The sequence below is a fragment of the Variovorax sp. YR750 genome, assembly GCF_900109805.1.
Lineage (GTDB): Bacteria > Pseudomonadota > Gammaproteobacteria > Burkholderiales > Burkholderiaceae_C > Variovorax > Variovorax gossypii.
Genome location: NZ_FOBJ01000025.1, coordinates 73384 through 94962, shown reverse-complemented (window position 1 = coordinate 94962; position 21579 = coordinate 73384). Strand labels below are relative to the sequence as shown.

The following is a 21579-nucleotide window of genomic DNA, read 5'->3' as shown; positions in this document are numbered from 1 at the left end:
CCGCTGTCGCTGGTGTAGGTGCCGTACACGCCCAGGTACTGGCTGCGCAGGTCGTTGCGGCCCACGCTCAGGTTCTGGATGCCGCTGGCAAAGCCTCGCACGCTGGCGTCGCCGTCGAGCTGGCCGACGTAGACGCCCGCACGCCAGTTCGGCATGGCCAGCAGGTCGGTGCCGGCCTGGAAGCCGGTGAGACGGCCCTTGCTCGACGGCGATGCCGCGCCGCCCTGCTGGATGTCGATGTCGGTGGAGAGCACGCGGGCCCAGGCGCGGCGATCGGAGCCGGTCGGGGTGGTCGCCGCGCCCTTCACGTCGTCGTCGCCCACGCGCTTGCGCAGGTCGCCCAGCATCGCGAGGTTGCCCTGGCGCAGCTGGCCGGGAAGCGCGGAGTAGAGCGAGGCTTCGGCGCGGTAGGTGATCACGGGCGTGGGGGCAGCAGGCGACGCAGTGGTGCTCGAGCGCAGGTACCAGTTCTCGCCCGCACCGCTGGCATCGGCGGCGTACAGACGGTACTCGTAGGCACCGGCATTGACCTGCCCGCCCGCGAGCGTGAACGCGTCCTTGGTGGTCTGCGCGGTGGTGGTCGCGCCGTTGCGGGCAGTGATCACCTCAATGCCATCGCCGCCCGTCAGCGCACCCAGGCCGCCCAGGTTGGCGAACTGCACGCTGGTACGGCCGCTGGCCGCGCCGCCATCGATCACCAGGCGGTCCGAAGGCCCCGTGGCGTTCAGCGCGGTGCCGAGCTTCAGCACGCCGTTGTTGCCCGTGTAGTTGCCGTTGATGGTGAGTGTCGTGCCCGGCGTGGTGCCGGCGAGCGAGACGGTGCCGCTGTTGGTCAGCGAAGCGACTGTCTGGCTGAAGCCCGCGAGGTCCAGCGTGGCGCCCGAGGCCACGCTGTGGGCGGAAGCCGCGCTGAGAGTGTTGGCGGCGCCCGCCTTGAGCGTGCCCTGCGCGACGTTGGTGGCGCCGGTGTAAGTGTTGGCGCCGGACAGCGTCAGCGTGCCCGTGCCCTCCTTCGTGATGAAGCCGCCGCCGCTGATCGCACCGCTCAGGGTCGCGTTGAACGCGCCGGTGTCGATGACCGGATCGGTGCTGCCCGTGAGCCGGATCGGGTTGGCGATCGTCAGCCCGTCTGCGCTGAAGCCCAGGGTGGTGTCGTCGTCCATCGACAGCGTGCCGGTGCCCAGCGCCTGGCTGTTGCCGAGGTTCAGGCGCCCCTGGCGCAGCGCGGTGCCGCCGCTGTAGGTGTTCGCACCCGTGAGGGTGAGCGTGCCCGTACCCACTTTCACCAGCGAGCCGCCGGTGCCCGAGATCACGCCCGAGACTTCGGTGCTGGCGTTCAGTCCGCCGGTGGTCAGCGTCTTGGCGCCGAGGATCACGTCGCCCGCGCCGCTGAGCGAGCCGATGCCGATGCCACTGCCAGCGAGCGAACGGATGCGCAACCGCCCTCCGGCCTCGTTCACCACCGTGGCCTGGTCGGCGGCGGCGTTGTCGAACACGTCGATCAGGCCGCCGCTCTTGTTGATGAAGGTGGCCTGCCCTGCGCTGGCGTTGTCCAGCAGGTTGATCTGGCCGTTGGCGAAGTTGGTGATCGTGGCCTTGCCTGCGGTGGCATTGAACGTGAAGTTGCTCAGGCCGCCGACGTTGTCGATGACCGCGCTGCCCGCGCTCGCGTTGTCACGGAACTCGGCCGACGCGCCGCTGTTCATCACGAGGTGCGCGCTGCCCGCGGAGGCGCCGTCGCGAAACTGCACGAAGCCCGCGTTGGTCGTGGGCGATGCGCGCTCGGCCGCGGTGATGGTCAGTCCACTCGCGTCCGCGGTGCCGCTGAAGAGCAGCGAGGCATTGGCCGCCACCGAGACAGGGCCGCTGCCCAATGCGCCGGTGGCGGCTGCATTGAGGCTGCCCGCCTCCACGGCCGTCCCGCCGATGTAGTTGTTGGCCGCTCCGAGCACCAGTGTGCCGGCGCCGGTCTTGCGCAGGCTGCCCGCACCGGAGAGCGTGCCGTTGAGCGTCAGCGTGCGCACCAGGTCGACTTCGAAGGTCGCACCGCCCGCTCCCACGGTGATGTTGCGCGAGGCGGTGGTCGTGCCGGTGGAGCGCAACGTGCCGGCGTCGAGCGTGAGCCTGCCGGAGGAATCGCCGAGCGCGCCATCGTCGGCAATGGCGAGCGTGCCGCCAAGCACCGTCCATGGCGTCAGCTCGGTGGTGGTGCCGGTCAGTGTCCAGGTGTTGGCGCCGGTCTTCTCGTAGCGCTCGAAGCCGCGGTAGGTCGCCGCGCCGAGCGAGGTGGTGCCGTCGGTCGTAGCGCCCGAGAGGCGCAGCACGTTGCCAGTGCCGGTTGCCGACAGGGTCCCGTTGATCACCGAGCCGTTCTGCAGCTCGACCGAGTTGTCGTTGCCGGTGACGCGCACCGCGTCGCCGCGCGTGACGCCGTCGCCGTCCATGCCGCCTGTCAGTGTGCCGCTGTTGACGAGGCTGTTCGCGTTGCCGCGGATGCGCAGGCCTGCGCCTCCGATGCCGTTGGCGGCGCTGTTTCCGCCGGCACCGCCCGCGCCTCCCACCAGGGTCCCGGTATTGAGCACCGAGTTGCCACTGGACTCTAGCGCCAGGCCGGCACCGCCTTCGCCGCCGCCGCCCACCAGGCTGCCGATGGTGGCCACGGCGCCATTCCCGCCGTTCCCGCCAGTGGCCGTGCCGGTATTGGTGACGATGGCGCTCCCGCCTTGCAGCACGATGCCGTCTCCGCCGCCACCGCCACCGCCGGCCCACTGGCCGACGGCACCCGCGCCACCGCTGCCGCCGATCGTCTGGCCCGCGTTGTTCAGTGTGACGCCGGTCGCCACGGACTGCAGGCCCGCTCCGCCACCGCCGCCACCGCCGGCGAGGCGCCCGCTGCCGCCGGCACCGCCATTGCCGCCCTGCAGGGTGGTGCCCCCTCCCACGTTGATGCCGGTGTCCGACGTGTACACGGCGGCACCGCCGCCGCCGCCGCCGCCCGCGCCGTAGACCGGATCGGGGTCGGGAACGCCGCTGCTTCCCGACGATCCGCTGACCGAGCCCGTGACGCTGGTCGCGCCCACCGCCCCCCCGGCTCCGCCGGCACCAGCCCCTCCGATACCGCCGGCGCCGCCGCTGCCTCCCGACGGGGGCAGTCCGTTGCCGGTGGGGAACTCGCCGAGGATGCCGCCACCGGCGCCACCGCCATTTCCCGCGCCGCCCCGGCCGCCCGTGCCACCGCCCGCGAAGAATGCAGTCCCACCGCTGGCTTGCGCCCATGAGACTGCCGGCAGGCCAGCCAGGACCAGCAGGCCCACGGCTGCGGTGATCGAAGAAGCACGCCGACCGCGCCGATGCGACACCTCCGAAACAGCGACCCAGGTGCCTAGAGCAGCGTTCCATACGCTGCGGTAAATCGTGTTCATGCCCCGCCTCAGTAATGAATTGCAACCCAAATAGGTGCAGATGTAACCAAACGTCCAAAGCGGGCGAGGGTATCGTTTTCGTCGGCGCGCAGAATCACCGAAACAGGTGATAGACGAATCACTGACACAGCAACGTTGTGAGTCGAACCGGGGCCTTCATCCCAGTCACGCGTGCCCGTCGCCTCTTCGCAACGAGGCCATCTCACATCGCGATGGCTGACGCACGAGAACTGGGCAGCATCGGCCGCGCGGCGGAGCGCGAATTCACCAAGCGCCTATCCAAAGGAAAGATCTCGAGCGGCTGCAGATCCTCAAGCGCATCGGCCTGAGGATGAGGTTCACAAATTCCACGAGAGACGCCAGAGCGCCTCTTCGCCGCCGCGCGGGCACTGTGGTGCACATGCGATGCGGGCGACGACGTTGGATGCGGAGTCATGAGGCGTGCCCTCAAATGACTCTGGATCTGAAAATGCAGCTTCCGAGTTTTGGGCGAGGAACTCATCGAACGTGCTCAGGGGCGCTGCAACTGTGCAATCGCCGCCATGAGCTGCAGGTCCGTCGGAACATCTCCGAACCCTCCCTTTTCACGCCCACCGGCATTCACCAGAACATCCGGCACGACACCTTGCCCTTGCCACGATACGCCGCTCGGTGAAGTCATGGCCCCCGTCGTGAGCTTCAGTGCCGTGTCGGGTTCAAGAGGCAGGATCGTTTCGATCGAAGCAAGGCCGGAGGTCGGCAGTCCCAGAATCAGGGCCTTGCGTGACTCCTGCAGTGTCTTGGCCAGCGCCTCGGCGCCAGCCCCCGTCTTGCCATTGACCAGCACGATCAATCGCAGCGACTGCAGCGAAGGACGCATTGGCGTGTCGACCTGCGCGGGAGTGTTGCCCGCATAGTCACCGGGTACGGCCCGATAAGTTCGGTTCATGCCAGCATGCTGCCCGGCCACCTGAACGATCACGGAGCCCGGCTTGACGAACAGTGCAGCAAGACCCACCGTGGCACTCAAAAGTCCGCCAGGAGAATCGCGCAGGTCGAGAACGAGGCTGCGCAACGGGCCTGCGTTGTCCGCTTCCAGCTTCGCAACATCGGCAAGCACTTCGTTGCGCGTGCGATCCTGAAACTGGACCAGCCGAAAGTAGCCGACACCGGGAGAGAGCAACTTTGCCGATCTGACGGTGGCTGCCTTGATCGGCTCCCGCGTCACGACGAACCTGAGCGGATCGGGCACACCTGGTCTGTGAACCTGCAATGCCGTCCTGGTTTCGGCCTCGCCTCGCAATGCATCGACCGACTGGGCCAGCGACAGAGAGCTGGTCGACACTCCGTCGATCGACACGATCAGATCTCCCGCTCGCAGGCCAGCCCTTTCCGCAGGCCCTCCCTTGATGGGTGAAACGATCTCCACGAAGCCGTCGCCGCCTGTCTGAGCTCTCATTTCGAGACCGATGCCGGCCAGCTTGCCCGGAGCATCTCCTCGTTGAACTCGCCATTCGGCTGCGTTGAAGTAACGGGAAGTCGAGTCCAGGCCTGCGAGAGCTCCTCGGAAGCAGCGCTCGGTCAGGCTCGCGTAGTCCTGACTGGCTTGGCCGGCGATGGAGGCTCTGCAACTCGCTTCGAGCTCTCCCGCTTTGATCGGCCTGACATAGTTCTCCGAGACGCGCCGGGAGAACAAGCGCCATGCGGGCGAAGACACCACGCGCTCATAGGCGCCTCCGTCGCCATGTGGCGGTGCAGAGAACGCGGGGCCTGCGCAAGCCGAAAGGATGGCCACGCCCATGAGCCAGAGCACTCGCCGTTTCGATTGGAAGCCCGTGAGGCGAAGCGAAGCTTCCATTGCGTGCACTTTCATCTTGTTGAGATCGGTTGCTCATGACCAAGGCAACCGAGTGCGCGATGCTCATCTGCGTAACCCGTTTCGCCTCCGGCAAGGGATTTCTTTGATCCCACCCATGATCCCACGCCTCGAGTGTCGTTGCGCGACCCATCATGCGAATCCCGATTCGGGAATTGCCGAAGACGACATCCCGCGCTAGCCGCCCTCCTCGACGAAGGCCTCCTCGCGCTTGGAGCGTATGGACGGCAGCAGCACGATCAGCAGCAGGATGAGCGCTGCGATCAGCAGCCCGGCGGAGATCGGGCGCGACACGAACACGCCCCAGTCGCCGCGCGACAGCAGCAACGCCCGGCGCAGGTTCTCTTCCATCATCGGACCGAGGATCAGGCCCAGCAGCAACGGCGCGGGCTCGCACCCCAGCTTGATGAAGGTGTAGCCGACCACACCGAAGATCGCCACCAGCCAGATGTCGAAGACGTTGTTGTTGGTGGAGTACACGCCGATCGCACAGAAGAGCACGATGGCGGGAAACAGCCAACGGTAGGGAATCGTCAGCAGCTTGATCCACAACCCGATGAGCGGCAGGTTCAGGATCACCAGCATCAGGTTGCCGATCCACATCGAGGCGATCAGCCCCCAGAAGAGCTCCGGGTTGCTCGTCATCACCTGCGGGCCGGGCTGGATGTTGTGGATGGTCATGGCACCGACCATCAGCGCCATCACGGGGTTCGGAGGGATACCCAGCGTGAGCATCGGGATGAATGAAGTCTGCGCGCCCGCGTTGTTGGCCGCTTCGGGGCCGGCCACCCCGCGGATGTTGCCCTTGCCGAAGGTGACCTCGCCCGGCTTGAGCTTGATCTTCTTCTCCAGCGTGTAGGCCGCGAAGGCCGAAAGCAGCGCGCCACCGCCGGGAAGGATCCCCAGCGACGAGCCCAGTGCCGTGCCGCGCAGCACCGCGGGAAACATGCGTTTGAAGTCCTGCTTCGTCGGCATAAGGCCCGAGACCTTTGCGGTGAACACCTCGCGCTCGTCCTCGGGCCTGGCCAGGTTGGCGATGATCTCGCCATAGCCGAACACGCCCATCGCGATGGCGATGAATCCCAGGCCGTCCGTGAGCTCGGGGATGTCGAAGCTGTAGCGTGCCACGCCGGAGTTGACGTCGGTGCCCACGAGTCCCAGCAGCAGGCCTACCATGATCATGCAGATCGCCTTGAGCAGCGAGCCCGAGGCCAGCACCACGGCGCCGATCAGGCCGAGGATCATCAGCGAGAAGTATTCGGCGGGGCCGAACTTGAACGCGATCTCCGTCAGCGGCGGCGCGAATGCGGCCAGGATCAAGGTGCCCACGCAGCCGGCGAAGAACGACCCCAGGCCGGCCGCGGCAAGCGCAGGCCCTCCCCTACCCTGCTTGGCCATTTGATGGCCGTCGATCACCGTGACCACCGAAGACGATTCTCCCGGCAGATTCACCAGGATCGCGGTGGTCGAGCCGCCGTACTGCGAGCCGTAGTAGATGCCGGCCAGCATGATCAGCGCCGCCACCGGAGGCAGCGCATAGGTGGCGGGCAGCAACATGGCGATGGTCGCCGTCGGCCCGATTCCCGGAAGGACGCCGATCAGCGTTCCCAGCAGGCAGCCGATGAACGCGTAGAGGATGTTCTGCAGCGACACGGCCGTCGCGAAGCCGAGCGAGAGGTTGTTGATGAGGTCGGTCATGGCATCCGGTCCTCTCAGCCGCTGATGAAGGTCGGCCAGACCTGGAACTGCAGCTTCAGCCCAACGATGAAAGTGAGATAGCTGCCGACGGCCAGCACGGTCGCGAGGATCAGCGAAAGTTTCATCGAGAAGTTCGCCCCGGCCATGCAAGCGACGACGACGAGCGCGTAGATCGCGACAATCAGGCCCATGGCTGGCAGCCCGACGTTGTGCAGGCCCGCCAGCAGGACCCCGAAGAGCAGGTTCGCGCCGATGATGAAGCCCAGAGGCTTCCATGCGATCTTCCCGACGGGATCGCCATCGGCGGTCTTCATGGTGAATGCGCTGGCGACGACCACCAGCCCCAGCACTGTCAGCAGCGTGCCGATGATCAGCGGGAAGTAGCCCGGGCCCATGCGGGCCGCGCTGCCGACGCTGTAGTTGTTGGCCCCGATCGCAAAGGCCGCTCCGACGCAGGTGAACATGATGCCGGAGAAGAAGGTCTTCTGACTCTGGATCCGCATGGGCAATTTCTCTTTCCGATGAATGGATTTCGCGGCGCGCCGCCACGTTGGCCGTGGCGTCGGACAGGGGGAATGCATGCAACAGGCAGTGTGCGGGGCGCACTGTCTCGTCGGTCAGGTTGCAGACAGGTACCTCATGTTATGAAGTTTAATGGATCACATTGTGAGTAATTACCCCATGCGTCATGGGGGCGCTGCTACATTGACCTCTTCAACACATGACACGAAAAAGAAAACGTCAATGGCCAGCCCACCGCGCAGCATCGAGAAGCCTCAGCTCGAGGCGCTCTCCGATTTCAGATTCAGGCTGCGCAGCTTCCTGCGCTTCAGCGAGGACGCTGCGCGTGCCGAAGGCATCACCGTGCTGCAGTACCAGCTGATGCTGCATACCCAGGCCTTCCCCGGCCGGGAATGGGCGACGGTCAGCGAGATTGCCGAGCGCCTGCAAGCCCAGCTTCACGGCGTGGTTGCGCTCGTCTCGCGCTGCGAGGAGGCGGGTCTGGTGAAGCGAAAGCCCAGCACCACGGATCGCCGGCAGGTCGAGGTTCACCTGCTGGCCGCCGGTCGCAAGAAGCTGGAAAAGCTTGCGCTTCTGCACCAGGGGCAGGTTGCGGATCTCGCCGATGTTGTGGCGCTCGCGGGAAAGCGCGGCCAACAGCTGTGATAGGCAGGCGCTCGCAGAATTGGGCCGGCGGCAGGGCCTGCACGGCACTTTTCGTCAGACCGTCTTCTGGATACACCTGGACTTCAAGAGAAAGATGCGCGGATCTACGCTTCTACGAATACGCGCGCAAAGGAACCGCTGTCATGGAACGCTTCACGATCTCCCTCGACGACGAACTCGCCCGACAATTCGATGCGTTCATCGCCGGCAAGGGGTACGGCAACCGCTCCGAGGCCGTTCGCGACCTGATCCGCTCCCGCCTGGGCAGCGCCACGCTCGACAAACCTTCCAAGCGACCGGCTGCCTGGTGCGTGGCGAACGTGAGCTATGTCTACGACCACCATGAGCACACCGTCACCAGCCGCGTGATGGACCTGCAGCATGATCACCATGACCTGGTGATCACCAGCCTGCACACGCACCTGGACCACGACCATTGCCTCGAGACTGAGCCCGCAGGCGTTGATGCGCTAGTCAGCTGTCATTGCCGGGCGGCGCAAACATTTCGCGATAGGAGGGAGACATGAACTGCGAGAGTTGCGGCCACTTGCGCTCCCAGAACGGTCCCGCAGGGATGCTCGATGGATCGATCGCGTCAGCGACATGGATGCCAAAGCGCTTGGCCACCTTCCGGCCGGCATCAGTCAGCGCCATTCGCTCGACTTCGGAAACGTAGGGCTGAATCGGGCTGCGCGTGGCACTACCGAGATGTTGCTGCTGGTACGAGATCGCGCGGATGAACTCCCGCCCGACGTCGACGGCCAGTTGGAGTTGCATCACCCCCTTTTCGGTTTGCTTCTCCGTGAGCACGTGGAGGTTGGTTAAACGAGACAACAAAACATGGAGGGGATGCATCACAAGAATCGATGCGTTCCCGATGGTTGCGCGTACGGCACGGGCTCGGATTGCCTTCTGCGCGATTCCGATGACCTTGTGAATCACGTCCACGTTGACGAACTCGTCTTCGTCGATGTCCAACACGGCTTGGCCGACCAATGCTGTCAGCGCGCGCCTGCTGGGGAAGAGCGCCCTGCCGTGAATGACTCTCGCCATACGATGGACAGCCTCGCGATCTGCAGCGGATCGGACGAGGAAATCCGTGTCGCTCGAAATCGCCGCGACACCCTCGGGCACGACCAAGTCGTAGCGAAGTACCCAGAAGGCGAGTGCTTGACCACCCACCAAGACCATGTCTTCGCCAGCGGCCGCGAGCAGCCGCTCGACGGTTTCATAGGGTGTCACCGCCTCCGTTTTGCGACCTCGCCCGCTCACCATGGTTGGGGCTCGCCAAACACATCGTCAGGAAAATTCAGCGTTGCGTGCGCAACGACATCCCGCGACAGCAAGAACAAGCTGCGCGGGTCACGCTGTCCGTTCTGGACTTGGCGCGCGAGCGCAAGGTGCCGTTGTGGAATGCCGGCACGGGATTCGGATGCCGTGCCGGCAACGAGAGCCAAGTCGGCAACTCTGCCGAGCTGTTCCAGGATGCGAACGTAAGTGCCAATGGTCACAGATGGATCGCCACGTTCCGCGGCGGCAAGGGTCGTCCGTGAAATTCCAAGCTTCGAAGCAAAGTCAACGGCCGTCATCTGGTGCGAGCGGCGCGCCAACGCAAGACGCTCCCCAAGCTGACGCAATAGCTCGCTGCTTGAGTCAGAGTTCAATACAGTTTTGGCCGGCATGATCAGCATTTTAGGCAATTTATATTGAATTGTCTGAAATGCTGTACATGCTTGGAAGCGTTGAAGGCGGGTGCGCTACGCCATCCTCTTGCCCGGTTATGCGTCTCGTCGAAGGGGGCAGTCTGCTTATATTTATTGCCCTGCCGGAAAAGTCGCAACCAGGCTCCGCAGCGCTGCCTGCAGGCACCACACCCAGCGGACACGGACGGCGGACTCCAGTACCGCGTCGGTGACCCAAAAAAACCGGCGACGGTTAGGTCGAGCATCGCCGCGATGCCGAAGTTCTTGGGCGGCACGCCGATGATCGCCATCGGCAGAAAGAAGATCCACCCCAGGATCGCGACTGCACTCCCCTGCCTCAGCGCGATCGAGAGGTTGAAGTCCTGGCGCCTCGAAGCTCAACAGCGTCGGCCCCTACGCAGTCCAACTGATGGTCAGACGCCCGGCACCCGTGCTGCCTGAATAGGTGGCCGGGATTTCGCAGGCGCGCCTGCTTGCTCATCGGTCTCATCGGATGTCATGCGCTCGCCCGCTGTGCGGGACTCAATCTGGGACAGCACCAACTGTCATTCGCAAAGTGCATGGGATCGCAAGATTCTCGAGTGACAGGGGTGTCGCTGGTTCCGGTCACTGCTGAACCTTGCCGCTGCTGCTCACGATCGAAAGCTCGACAAATTTCGAGCCATTGCGCGAGCCACCGCTGAAGCCGATGACGTAGTCCCCGAGGTCGTAGTCGTTCATCGCATTCAGTGCGGCGACCATGCCCTCACGCGTGGGTGCACGGCCCTGGCGCTGTACTGCTTCCACGATCACGCGCCCGGCGATATAGCCTTCCATCATCACGTAGCTCTTGGGCTCTTTGGGCTTTTGCTGGGCCACGGCCTCTGTGAACTCGCGCACTAGGCGGCTGGTGCTCTTGTAGGGATTCGGGGTGACCTGGGAAATGACCACGCCCTTCAGGTGGTCCTCGCCCAGGCGCTGTGACAGTTGCTCGATGTCCGCGCCCGAGTAGGCGAAGAGCTGCGCGGTGCCGCCGCTGATCCGATAGGCCTCGATGAACGCTGCGGTCGGCGCGCCATTGACCACCAGGATGATGGCTTGCGGCGCAGCCTTGCTGAACACCTGCACCGCATCGGCGACCGATGTGCTCCCGCTGCGGCTGCCACCCGTGTAGGAGGTGCGGGTCACGAAGCGTACCTTGGCCTGCGCAGCCGCCTGATCGGCGGCCGCGACGATTGCATCGGCCCCGGGGCCCGCTTCGTAGAGCAAGCCCAGCTTGGTGACGCCTACGGTCGCGAGCTGGCTGGTGAGCTTGGCCAGTTCGCCCGGTATGTCGGCCCGTACGTTGAAGAGGTGCGTGTGCGCGGGTGCGATGTCGGTGGTGCGGTACCCCACCAGCGCAATGCGCTGCTGCTCCAGCAGCCGCGAGGCCAACAACTCGCGCAAGTTCTGGCTTCCGAAGTAGCCGGCCAGCACCAGCGGGCGCTTTTCAGCGAGCAGCTTGCGGGTCTGTTCGACGGTGGATTCCGGTCGGCTGCCGTCGTCTTCGGTCGCCAGCGCGAAGGTGTGGCCATTCACGCCACCCCGGCGGTTCACGGTCTCGAAGGCCAAGCGCATTCCAGCGGCGTAGCCCTGCCCCTGTTTGGCCTCCAGGCCGCGCATGGGACCCACTTGACCGACCACGACCTCGAGGGCAAATGCCTGGCCCGTCGTTCCCACTGTGATCGCGATGGCTGCGAACCACCGTGCGAGTCTCCCTGAGTTCATGGCTGGTTTCTCCTTTTGTTTTAAGGAGTGCCGAATATATGGAACATATTGATACATCATCCGCGGGAAATCCCGGATGGCTGGAGGGACTGAAAACGAGCCGGTAGTGGATTTCATGGCGACGTCCTCATACCTTGCCGAAATGGGACACTTCGTCGGCTATCTGGCCTTGATCGAGGCGGATCACACGGTCCGCGACGCCGAAGTAGCGATCGTCATGAGAGATCACGATCAGCGTCTTTCCCAGCCGCTTGAGCTCCGGCAGCAGTTCCAGATAGAACACTTGCCGGAACTCGGGGTCCTGGTCCGCCGCCCATTCATCGAACAGCATCACCGGGCGGTCCTCCAGCCAGGCATGGATCAGGGCAAGCCGCTTGCGCTGGCCGGTTGATAGATCGGTCGTGGAGAACGCCCCTTCTGCCAATTCCGTCTTGCCCGAGATCTTCAACCGTTCGAGAAGGGCATTGGCTGTACGCTGTTGTTCAGGACTGGGGTCAACGAGTTCGTCGAACAGGAAGTAGTCGGAGAAGATGGCGGAGAACAGTGCGCGGTAGGCTTCACGCAGAGAGTCGTCCACCGCCACCCCATCGAGCAGGACTTGTCCTTGGCTTGGGCGATACAGGCCCAGGAGCAGCTTGACGAGGGTGGTCTTCCCACTTCCGTTTCCGCCCACGATGAACAGGATCTCGCCTCGCTGGATCCGCAGATCGATGGGGCCCAGCTCGAACGGTTCCGGCCCCCCGCCGGGCGCATCGAAGCGGTAGTGCACCTGGTGCAGTTCGATGTGGCCGGCCAGTGCGGCAACTCGCACCGGATCGGACGCAAGAGCCTCTTTCTCTCTTGAGAAGTCGGCAGACAAGCGCGCGATCCGGCGGAAGGCCACCTGAGCTTGGCTGAAGAATGGCAACAGGGATGCCAGTTCTTCGATCGGCCCCTTCACGAAGAGCAGCACGATCACGAAGCCACTGGCGACTTCGGCGTCGAGGGCCAGCCAGGGGCGCGCTATCAGGATCGTCAGCACCACCAGAAAGAACAGCGCCGAATTGGTGCCCTCGGCAGCCCAGAACAGGCTGAGTGCACGGGCATTGCGGCGCGCCACTTCGTCGGCGGCGCTTGCCAGTCGGAGTCCATGCACATGTGCGCGCCGATGCCGATTCAAACGCAGTTCCTTGGCCCCCTCGATCACAGCGCGATATTGTTTCTGAAGATCATCCTCAGCCACGCGAGCCGCGTTGAAATCGCGAATCCAGATCTTCGCCGCGAGGTAGGTGAAAACGATGCCGACCCCGATGGCGACGGCGCTCAGCATGAAGAGGACGGGAGAAAGTTTCAGCAAGTAGATCGCGCAGCCAGCCGTGACTGCAAATGCGGAGGCATGGCCGGCGAACTCCGCGGTGAATGTGCTGATGGTGTTGATGTCCTCGTTGAGGATCGCCTGCAGGCGGTGGCTCTTCATGTGCTCGATCGAGGCAACGGGCGCGTGCAGGATCCGGAGGGAGACATCCTTGCGCAGCGCTGCGACGACCCTCTGGCCTGTGAAGCTGTTCACGATGCCAGCCAGCGCATGGCTGCCGACCGCCAGCAACCCCAACGCAGCCAATCCGACCGCAGTGGAGCGCGCGATCGCCGAGCTGCCGTGCAAGGCGCTGTTGATCTGCTCCAACAAGAGCGCTGTAGCCACGCCACTCATGCATCCCAGCATCGTCGCCAGGACGACCACGTATGCGAAGGGCCTGAGCAGGCGCCGAGTTTCAGCGGTGAACGTCGAGGATCTGTTCAAGGGCGATGCATCCGGGGGCACGGCACGCAGCATGCAACGATGAAGGCGGGATATCTGGCCATGGATGCGGCGTGGCTTGACGAGGTACTGCGTTCAGCGGGTGTTTGGTGCTGTGCCCCACATGCATGTCCTGCCGCATTCTTGCGTTGTCGGATGAAGGATTGCTGCACGAATTGCCAAGATTTGATCAAGATCGCGGCAATGTTCGACGGCTGCTACACGAGGCAAATGCCCATGACAAAAGGGCGGGGTTTAAGGGGGTGAGATTGCCCGAACGCGCCGGATAATGCGCACCCCGCCGAAGGCAACTCTTCAGCCCTGACAGCGGAAGACGCCGCTGCCCTGGCGGCGTGCACTGATTGCTCTATGGCCGACGAACGTATCCTGATAGTTGAAGACGACCCTCAGATTGCCGAGGTGCTTTCCGCCTACCTGCGTCACGAGGGGTATCAAACGGCGCACTGCCGTGATGGCGAGGAGGCCCTTCGGATGTTCGGGCAGTGGCAGCCGACGCTGGTGCTCCTGGACTACATGCTGCCGAGACTGAGCGGCAGCGAAGTGCTGGCTGCCATGCGCCGCGCGGGCGATGTCCCGGTCATCATGGTGACGGCCATCAACGACGAGGCAGAGAAGCTCGGGGCGCTTCGCTACGGCGCGGACGACTACGTGGTCAAGCCCTTCAATCCGAAGGAAGTCGTTGCGCGCGTGCAGGTGGTCCTCAGGCGTTCCCGCACGCCTTCCTTCGCACCCCAGTCCCGGCTTTCTCAGGGCGTGCTCGAACTCGACCTCGATGCCGTGAGCGCGCATGTCGAGGGTGACTCGAATCCGCTGGAACTGACGATCACCGAATTCAAGCTGCTGTCGACCATGATGCGACATCCGCGCAAGGCCTTCAGCCGGTTCGAGCTCCTGCAGGCTTGCCTGCCCGAAAGCGACGCGCTCGAACGGGTCGTCGACACGCACGTGCACAACCTGCGGCGCAAGCTGGAGGAGCGTGGCGTCATGGGCGTTCCTCTTGCCGTTCGCGGCGTCGGCTATCGTCTGGGCGGCTTGTAGCGATGCGCTCGCGCAGATCGCTATGGGCGTGGCTCACCTGGCGCATGGTCGCCTTGGCCATTGCCGCGACCGCTGCCGTGCAGGCCGGGATGTGGGCCCGTTACAGCTATTGGGAGGCCAGGGCTGAGTCCAAGCTGCCTCCAGGGATTGCGGCCGAGATGCGGCGACTCGAGGCCGCACCGGAGGAGAACGCGAAGCGGCTGCAGGAGATCTACGGGATGTATGGCGATCTTTTCATGCCGCCTTCCGAAACCGAGGATCTGATCGTTCAGGCGCTGCTGAGCATCGCCATTGTTCCGTTCGTCGTTGTGTTCGGTCTGATCCTGGCAAGGCGCATTGCCCGACCGGTCTCGCATGTGGTGGCGGCGGCGGAGTCGGTGTCGATCGGGCGCTTTTCCGCCCGGGCACCGGTGCTGGAGGCTGCGCCCGCCGAACTTCAGCGCCTCGCCATGCACTTCAACAAGATGGCGCAACGATTGGAAGCGTACGACCGGGAACTCCACGACTCGAGCGCGGCCATCGCGCATGAACTGCGTACGCCTCTGACCGCGGCGATGGGGCGGCTGCAAGGCATTGTGGATCGGGTGTTTCCGTTCGAAGAGGGCCAGATCGCCACGGTGATGGACCAACTCGAGCAGATCCAGCGCATCATCGGCGACCTGCAGGTCCTGTCGCTTGCGCACGGCGGCAGATTGCAGCTGGAGATCACAGAGTTCGCCGCGCGCCAGTTCGTTGACGAAAGGATCTCATGGGCGACCCCCGCGCTGCGCGAACGGGGCGTGCGTGCCCTCAACCATGTCGCGGCTGCGCAGATGCTGCGTGCTGATCGGACCCGGCTCGGCCAGGTCCTGTCCGCGCTCCTCGACAACGCGGTGCGCTACGCAAGCGATGGTGGCCTTGTGGAGGTCGACTTCCTGGCGCGGGAGCACGGCGTCGAGTTGATCGTTCGCGATCGAGGGACGGGCATCGCGTCGGAGGACGACGACCTCTCGCGCTTCTTCGAACGCTTCTGGCGCGGAGAGCAGTCCCGCTCGCGGCACGCCGGCGGAACAGGCTTGGGTCTGTCGGTCGTCCAGGCCATCTGCAAGGCACATGGCGGACATGCATGCGCCGCGGCACGCGCAGGCGGTGGTGCGGAGATCCGAATCTGCCTGCCGTACACGGTGAAGGTTCCGGAGGCAGGCAAGCTGGTGACCTAGCCGTGCAGGCGGTGACACGGCCGGCGTGCATGGACGTGGCGTCGTCGCAGGGCCTCGCCGTGTCCACGAGCAGTTGGCACAAGCTTTGTGAAGAGGAGGTGTTTCAACAAGAAGTCGGATCGGTTCTTGTTGGAAGCTGCCGATCTATTCAGGCGGAGGCCTGTTCCGCCGAAAAAGTTCGGGCGCAGCGGTCTTTGTCGGGCATTCGTGCCGTGCACGCTTGTTCGAATGCATGCGCTGGCCTGCTTCGGTCTCACTCCCAAGCAAGGCGGCGGCGCCTGCTACGTGTTGAGGCGCTGCGCAACCTCGCGAGCACCAAGGCCGCGCACGGCGGCAAGACTTTCGAGCTGCGCGGCTCGCGGGCGTGCTTTTCCTTGTTCCCAGTGGTAAATCGTCTGCCCGGAGACGCCAACCAACTGCCCGTAGTTCGCCGCGGACAGGCCGAGCTTCGAGCGGTGTGCCGCCAGCCTCGCTGCGCTGAACCGGCGCTTCGTGCCGGCTGCTTCTTCATCCTCCGAACCTGTGGCCGCAGTCGAGCGCGTCGTGCCCTTCACCACATGACGCAATTCCTTCTCAAGGACGCTTATCTGACGACGCAGATCGGCGATCAAGGCGCGATGTGCGGCCGATGCCTTCTTGAGTGTTTCGATCTCGGCTCGCACTTCCTTGCGAGCGACCCGGGAGATTTCGGTTTTAAGGATCAAGGCGATGTTTGGCATGAGCGCATTCTGCCTTCTTGTTTGCGGTGGTTTCCGTAGGTCGATTTCCTTAGAACGAAGATTGGGGCGGCAATGTGCAATGGCGGTTGTGTGCGTGGCCGTGCTCGGCGGACAGCCTTGGCGCTTGCTTTCGGCGCATACGGTGCATCTCGGCTGGGCGCATTGCCTGGTGAACGCTGGCGGACTGGCGCTGTGCGGCGCGTTCGCAGCAGGCCCCCGTAGCTGGTGTGCCTGGGCCATCGCAATCATTGTGCTGGCTGTTGATTTCCATGGAATCCTGACCCCGCGGGGATGCGGATAAAAACTTGGACTGGTTTGATGCCGCGAGTCCAAGGCTCACCCGGTATTCGACGGGGCTGGGAGAGCCAAGAGAGATCTTGATCCGCTTCTCGTTGTACCAGCAGATGTCCGAGTCGAGCGTCTCGACGAATTGCTCAATGGTGGCGTTCTTCCAGTCTCGAGGATAGAACAGCTCGTTCTTCAGCCGACCGAAGAAGCCTTCGCAGGCTGCGTTGTCGGGCGAGCATGCCTTGCGAGACATCGAGCGAATGAAGTTTGCGTCGCTCATTCTTGATAGCCAACCTGGCCAGCGGTAGTGGCCGCCACGATCGGAGTGAACCACGGGCACAGCGCATGTTCATGACAGGATTTTCCAGTCATCAGGCGCACAACTGCGCGCTGTGAAGGACGCGCAAGATGCGAATGCACTCCTTGTCGGTCCTTTAAGCCGCGATGTAGGGTGTGCGGCGAACCACAAGTTCGCGGGTTCCTTCGATGCGTCCCGGGCGCCCTCTCTCCGGGAGCCGCAGCAACACCAGCACCTTCGCGGCAATGCGCTCGTCCACTGAAGTCGCCGCGCGCGGATCATCCTTCTGGACGAAATCGAAGATCCGCTCTCGATCTTCCAAGGCCAGCAGCGCCCACTCCAGTCTCACGCACGGCCTTGAGTCAACTTGCGCACCGCGGCCGTACGGCGCTTGGCGAAACGCGCTTCGACTTGTTCGTGATCCACACCCGGGCGCGGATCGTCCAAGGCTTCCTGCACCTTGGTCCGGAACCAGGCATCATGTGCCGCAGCATCGACCGTCAGTCCTGCGGGCAGTGCACCCTCCTTGGCAACGCGCGTCAGCACGATCCTCATCACGTCCGAAACGGTCAAGCCGATGTTGTCGAGCACCTCGGTCGAGCGCTCCTTGATGTCTGCGTCGATGCGAGTCTGTACCAGTGCATTGGCAGCCATGGCGGGTCTCCAAATCAGGAAAATGACAGACCCACTGTCATTCAGTTGCATGACAAATGCCGGCACACCAGGCTGTGACGAGTTGCCATGTGCATCACGTGGTGACCCTGGCGCAGCGAAAGCCAGACAGCCCGTACGCCCGCGACAGGAAAGGATGACCCAATGATCCGGACATGGGACGCCTTCCGCAACGCTTGCGCCGCATGCACCGGCACCATGCTGCGATACCTTGCACTGCCGAGCACCATGCCTACTGGCATTGCACGGCACGAAAACCACCTGACGTTCTCGCTCTCGATGATTCGCGGTGGCCCAAGGTTGGACCCGAACTGATGGTTCAGGGCCCGGGGCGGAACTGAAGGCCCTTGAAGCGCCCCGACAGACGGTTGCCGTATGCCAGGGGGACGAAACGCTCAAGCCAGATCCTCGGCACAGCGAATGGCGCTTCAGGACCGTCGGCCAACCGCATCCGGCCGCCCGCCCAGGACGCGCCGGCAAGGTCGATGCCATGAAGTGATGACCGAGATCGGTAGAGAAGTGAGGGAGAAAAACAGTCTTTCGCTCGTACAGATATCCCCTTACTCCTCTGGAAAAAAGTCCCGTATATCCGCATACAGCGTACCCGCCTGTGCCATGAGCGCGAAAGCTTTGAGCTTGGTGGCGTCTGCATAGGGGACTGTGGCCTGCCCTCCTTCGGAATGTCGGCACAAGAGATCGTCATCGTCCAAGTTGATCAAGGTGCGGCATGCCATTGGCCGGGACTCGTAGACCGAACAGCGACCTTCGCGAAGGAACGGGCAAGGCGTACGCGATCCATCCTGCAACCTCTGCTCCATCCCGGGCAGCGCTTCGGTCGACGCATGGTCGGTGATTCGCATGCTGCGTTTCGGAGCGCTCGGTAACTTGCCGCTGGCACGGCCCAAGAGCCTGGCCTCGACGAGCGAGATCGTCACCGGTATGTGGCAGCAATGGCTGCATCCCGTCCGACAGGCCGCCAGCGCCTCCATCGGTCGGGCCCAGGCAGAGGCCGCCCGTTGTAGCCAGATCACCCGTTGCAGCACCGTCTTCGCTTGCTGGGACGCCTTGAGCAAGGGAGCGGCATTCGCATCGGCGGCAAGGCCCGCCAGCTTGGCCTGTGCGCGCTGCATGGCCAACGGCAGGCGCTCATGCTGCTGATGGACCAGGTCCGATGTTGCAATGCCAACTGTCATCCTGGAAGCTTAAGTCACGAGCAGCCCTGCAAAAATATACTAACGGCACGCGCTTATTCTTCTAGCCCAGGACCTCCTCCTCCCTCACAACCAGCAAAATGCTTACCAAATTCAAACCCATGCCGTTAGTTTGTTTATTGCCTGGTGCCCGATGGTCGACTCAACCCTGCCCCTTTTCGATGAAATGCCTCCTGCTGGGCAGGTGGCCGCCTTCAAGGCAGCCTTCGATGCCTGGCTGGCCGATCAGCGCGGCTCGGGGTTGCTGCGTCAGGACGGCTCGGTGGCCGTCTACGAGGACATGTGGGAGGCCTTCGCCGCATGGTGCTTGGGTCAATCGCCCGTGGTGACTCTGTCTTCCCTGGATCTCGCCGACTTGCAGGCATTCCAGTCGGCCCGATTCGGCCGCAAGAGCTCCGACCTGTCGCTCACGCCCCGGTACGCGTTGCGCCTGATGCGGCTGATCGATCGGGTGCTGCGTCACCATGCATCCCGGACCGAGGCCGTGGCCAATCCCGCGGCCGCGGACTGGATCGCGGCCAACCCCGAGATCCGATATGCCGATGCCGCGCACGCCGATCCGCTGCCGGAGTACCTCTCGGTGAGCGAGGCCAGGCAGCTCATCGCCTTTCTCTCGAGCGCCCGGCCAAGACCGGGGAAATCGCGCGACGCGCAGGCGCCGCTGACATGGCAGGAAGTGCGCAATCGCGCCTCGGTGGGCTTGCAGCTCGGCGCCGGACTCACGCCGGGAGACGTGCGAGCGCTGACGCTGGATTCGCCCGTCTCACAAGGCAGCCGCGTGCGGGAGCGGCCATGGAAGCTCCAGGTCCCCGGCAATGGCAATTCGCCGGCGCGCGAGACACCCGTGGCGCCTTGGGCCGCGGAGCTGCTGCAGCACTGGCTCGTCGTACGCACAGAGGCGGGCATCGCGGGGACCTTCCTGTTTCCTTCCACACGCACCGGCAAGCAGTGGCAAAAGCCGTCACAGTACGAATGCGCGAAACGGGTGCTCGAGGAAGCGGGCGCCGATTCTCGCGAAGGGGGCTCGTTTCGATTGCGGCACACGTTCGCACTGCGGCAATTGCGTCGCGGCACGTCGCCGCAGCAGGTGGCAGGATGGCTCGGCATCGAGCCGTCCAAGATGAAGCGCTACGAACGCGTGCTGCCGGGTGTCATCGAGGTCGTCTGAGCTTGTCCTCGCTGGACTCGAGCGGCCCCCACCGTCCAGTGATCTCCTGCAAGCAACGCCCGCAATGAATGGGGCCATGATCCAACGAATCCGCAGTCACTGGATTCGTCGACGCTCTGTATCCGGGCCGATGCGGGCGTGAGCACCCAACAAGCCACCTGCCTTTGCACCGCATGCATGCAAAGGCGTCGCTGCTCGCGATTGCCGCACAGCCGCTGAAGTCTCGAGCGGTGCAGATGCGGAAATGCCTGCCTCGCCCTGTGCTTTTCCTCGTCGTGATCTCCACACGTTCTGCACGAGGGCCCCAAGGATTCTGGACAGCTGTCCGCGACATTTCACCGCTCGGCAGCATTGCCGATGTTGGATTCGACCGGTTCCAGAAAGGGATGAATGAGGTTGGTGTCTCGACGATTTGCCATGCTCGGCCTGTCCATCGCGGCCGTGATCACGGGCATCTGGATATGGGTGCTCGCTTCGGACCCGGGCCCCGAGCTGGCGACCGCGAGCGTGACCGTGGGCGACCTGGAGCAGACCGTGCTGGCCGTCGGCCGGTTGCAACCCAAGGAACTGGTCGCCGTCGGCGCCCAGGTCTCCGGACAGGTCAAGCGACTGCATGTCGTTCTGGGCCAGCCGGTCAAGACCGGCGATCTCATTGCCGAGGTCGACGATCAGCCGCAGCGAATCTCGATGCGCAGTGCGCAGGCAGCAGTGAGCTCGCTGCAGGCCCAGCTTGCCGCCAGGCGCGCCGCCCAGGCACAGGCCGAGCTCGCTTTCCGGCGCCAAGAGACATTGCTCACGGCAGAGGCCACCTCCAGGTCCGACCACGAGGCGGCCAGGGCGGTGTTGGAGACCGCGCGTGCCGAGGTCCGCTCGCTGGCGGCCCAGATCGAGCAGGCGCACACCCAGATCGAAACCGCACGCATCAATCTTGCGTACACCCGGATCGTGGCACCGATGGACGGCGTCGTCGTCGCAGTCGTCACCAAGCAGGGCCAGACGCTCAATTCATTCCAGACGACACCCACGATCGTCATGCTGGCCAAGCTGGACGTCATGACGGTACGCGCCGAGATCGCGGAGGCCGATGTGCAAAAGGTCGAGCGAGGCCAGAAGGTGACATTCACGACCCTGGGTGACAAGCGGGAACGGTACGTGGCACAGATCGAGCGCATCGAGATCGCGCCCACGTCCATCGTGAACGACGCGGGCAGCGCAGGTGGCTCCGGCGGGGGAAGCGCATCGGGCGCTCCGACCTCTTCGCGCGCGGTCTACTACAACGCGGTCTTCGACGTCCCGAATCCGAAGGGACAGCTTCGCCCTTCCATGACCGCACAGGTCTCCGTGCTGATCTCCCATGTCAGGCAAGCGCTGCTGGTGCCCACCGCAGCACTGGGCGAGCGCGACGTGCATGAGGCCTACATGGTGCGCGTGGTCGACCGTCGGGGACGGGTCTCTGCGCGCCCCGTGCGCATCGGCGTGCGAACCAACGCGACGGCGCAGGTCCTGTCCGGCCTCCAATCCGGAGACCACGTGCTGATCGGCGAGGCTTTGCCGGCCCCTGTGCCTGCCAGTTCGGGATTGCTGGGGGGGTTCTGAG

18 protein-coding genes and 1 pseudogene are annotated in these 21579 nt (G+C 64.2%); 6 read left to right on the top strand and 13 right to left on the bottom strand.

The window, feature by feature from the left end:
- The 4 genes from BMY35_RS35475 to BMY35_RS35460 all read right to left on the bottom strand — a co-directional run.
- Positions 1 to 3422 (bottom strand): autotransporter outer membrane beta-barrel domain-containing protein (locus tag BMY35_RS35475; RefSeq protein WP_093209546.1); only part of this gene is annotated, 3422 nt, incomplete at its 3' end.
- A gap of 511 nt (positions 3423 to 3933) precedes the next feature.
- Positions 3934 to 5259, bottom strand: a complete 1326-nt coding sequence (locus tag BMY35_RS35470) for a S41 family peptidase (protein WP_218153042.1) — start codon at positions 5257 to 5259, stop codon at positions 3934 to 3936.
- A gap of 195 nt (positions 5260 to 5454) precedes the next feature.
- The gene (locus tag BMY35_RS35465) at positions 5455 to 6975 is read right to left on the bottom strand and encodes a tripartite tricarboxylate transporter permease (RefSeq protein ID WP_093209529.1); all 1521 of its coding nucleotides are present in this window, start codon (positions 6973 to 6975) and stop codon (positions 5455 to 5457) included.
- 14 nt (positions 6976 to 6989) lie between these two features.
- Positions 6990 to 7478 (bottom strand): tripartite tricarboxylate transporter TctB family protein, encoded by a 489-nt coding sequence (locus BMY35_RS35460; RefSeq protein WP_093209527.1) that lies wholly within the window; start codon positions 7476 to 7478, stop codon positions 6990 to 6992.
- A gap of 241 nt (positions 7479 to 7719) precedes the next feature.
- Here BMY35_RS35460 and BMY35_RS35455 point away from each other — a divergent pair, with 241 nt between their 5' ends.
- Together BMY35_RS35455 and nikR are read left to right on the top strand one after the other, a co-directional pair.
- Positions 7720 to 8142, top strand: coding sequence for a MarR family winged helix-turn-helix transcriptional regulator (locus BMY35_RS35455; RefSeq protein ID WP_093209525.1), 423 nt, complete (start codon positions 7720 to 7722; stop codon positions 8140 to 8142).
- Between the two features lie 143 nt (positions 8143 to 8285).
- Positions 8286 to 8669, top strand: coding sequence for a nickel-responsive transcriptional regulator NikR (gene nikR / locus BMY35_RS35450; protein WP_093209523.1), 384 nt, complete (start codon positions 8286 to 8288; stop codon positions 8667 to 8669).
- Here nikR and BMY35_RS35445 read toward each other — a convergent pair.
- The 4 genes from BMY35_RS35445 to BMY35_RS35430 form a co-directional block, all read right to left on the bottom strand.
- Positions 8617 to 9384 carry a hypothetical protein gene (locus tag BMY35_RS35445; protein WP_143043017.1) on the bottom strand — a complete coding sequence of 256 codons (768 nt, stop codon included), beginning with the start codon at positions 9382 to 9384 and terminating at the stop codon, positions 8617 to 8619. The genes nikR and BMY35_RS35445 overlap by 53 nt on opposite strands.
- A 26-nt stretch (positions 9385 to 9410) precedes the next feature.
- Positions 9411 to 9833: a helix-turn-helix domain-containing protein gene (locus tag BMY35_RS35440; protein ID WP_093209520.1), complete on the bottom strand. Its 423-nt coding sequence runs from the start codon at positions 9831 to 9833 to the stop codon at positions 9411 to 9413.
- Between the two features lie 618 nt (positions 9834 to 10451).
- Positions 10452 to 11708, bottom strand: coding sequence for an ABC transporter substrate-binding protein (locus BMY35_RS35435; RefSeq protein ID WP_256230530.1), 1257 nt, complete (start codon positions 11706 to 11708; stop codon positions 10452 to 10454).
- Between the two features lie 10 nt (positions 11709 to 11718).
- On the bottom strand, positions 11719 to 13371 hold the full coding sequence (locus BMY35_RS35430) for a cyclic peptide export ABC transporter (protein WP_256230528.1): 1653 nt from the start codon (positions 13369 to 13371) through the stop codon (positions 11719 to 11721).
- Between the two features lie 366 nt (positions 13372 to 13737).
- On the opposite strand from BMY35_RS35430, the gene BMY35_RS35425 reads away from it, so the two are divergent.
- Together BMY35_RS35425 and BMY35_RS35420 are read left to right on the top strand one after the other, a co-directional pair.
- Positions 13738 to 14427 (top strand): response regulator, encoded by a 690-nt coding sequence (locus BMY35_RS35425; protein ID WP_093209516.1) that lies wholly within the window; start codon positions 13738 to 13740, stop codon positions 14425 to 14427.
- 44 nt (positions 14428 to 14471) lie between these two features.
- Entirely contained in the window at positions 14472 to 15626 is a 1155-nt protein-coding gene (locus BMY35_RS35420; RefSeq protein WP_177213788.1) for an ATP-binding protein, read from the top strand.
- Between the two features lie 281 nt (positions 15627 to 15907).
- Here the strand turns inward: BMY35_RS35420 and BMY35_RS35415 are convergent, their stop codons facing one another.
- The 5 genes and pseudogenes from BMY35_RS35415 to BMY35_RS35395 all read right to left on the bottom strand — a co-directional run bounded on the left by BMY35_RS35415 (position 15908) and on the right by BMY35_RS35395 (position 18796).
- On the bottom strand, positions 15908 to 16345 hold the full coding sequence (locus BMY35_RS35415; RefSeq protein WP_093209512.1) for a helix-turn-helix domain-containing protein: 438 nt from the start codon (positions 16343 to 16345) through the stop codon (positions 15908 to 15910).
- 319 nt (positions 16346 to 16664) lie between these two features.
- Positions 16665 to 16970 (bottom strand): annotated as a pseudogene (locus BMY35_RS35410) (transposase); the annotation flags it as partial.
- Between the two features lie 97 nt (positions 16971 to 17067).
- The gene (locus BMY35_RS35405) at positions 17068 to 17280 is read right to left on the bottom strand and encodes a type II toxin-antitoxin system RelE/ParE family toxin (RefSeq protein WP_093209511.1); all 213 of its coding nucleotides are present in this window, start codon (positions 17278 to 17280) and stop codon (positions 17068 to 17070) included.
- Positions 17277 to 17585: a type II toxin-antitoxin system RelB/DinJ family antitoxin gene (locus BMY35_RS35400; protein ID WP_093209509.1), complete on the bottom strand. Its 309-nt coding sequence runs from the start codon at positions 17583 to 17585 to the stop codon at positions 17277 to 17279. Before BMY35_RS35400 ends, BMY35_RS35405 begins: the two co-directional genes overlap by 4 nt.
- Before the next feature lie 578 nt (positions 17586 to 18163).
- The gene (locus BMY35_RS35395; RefSeq protein ID WP_093209508.1) at positions 18164 to 18796 is read right to left on the bottom strand and encodes a YkgJ family cysteine cluster protein; all 633 of its coding nucleotides are present in this window, start codon (positions 18794 to 18796) and stop codon (positions 18164 to 18166) included.
- 151 nt (positions 18797 to 18947) lie between these two features.
- Between BMY35_RS35395 and BMY35_RS35390 the strand changes: the two genes are divergently transcribed.
- Positions 18948 to 19982 (top strand): tyrosine-type recombinase/integrase, encoded by a 1035-nt coding sequence (locus BMY35_RS35390; RefSeq protein ID WP_093209506.1) that lies wholly within the window; start codon positions 18948 to 18950, stop codon positions 19980 to 19982.
- A gap of 417 nt (positions 19983 to 20399) precedes the next feature.
- Positions 20400 to 21578 carry an efflux RND transporter periplasmic adaptor subunit gene (locus BMY35_RS35385; RefSeq protein WP_256230522.1) on the top strand — a complete coding sequence of 393 codons (1179 nt, stop codon included), beginning with the start codon at positions 20400 to 20402 and terminating at the stop codon, positions 21576 to 21578.
- Position 21579: the final 1 nt, after the last annotated feature.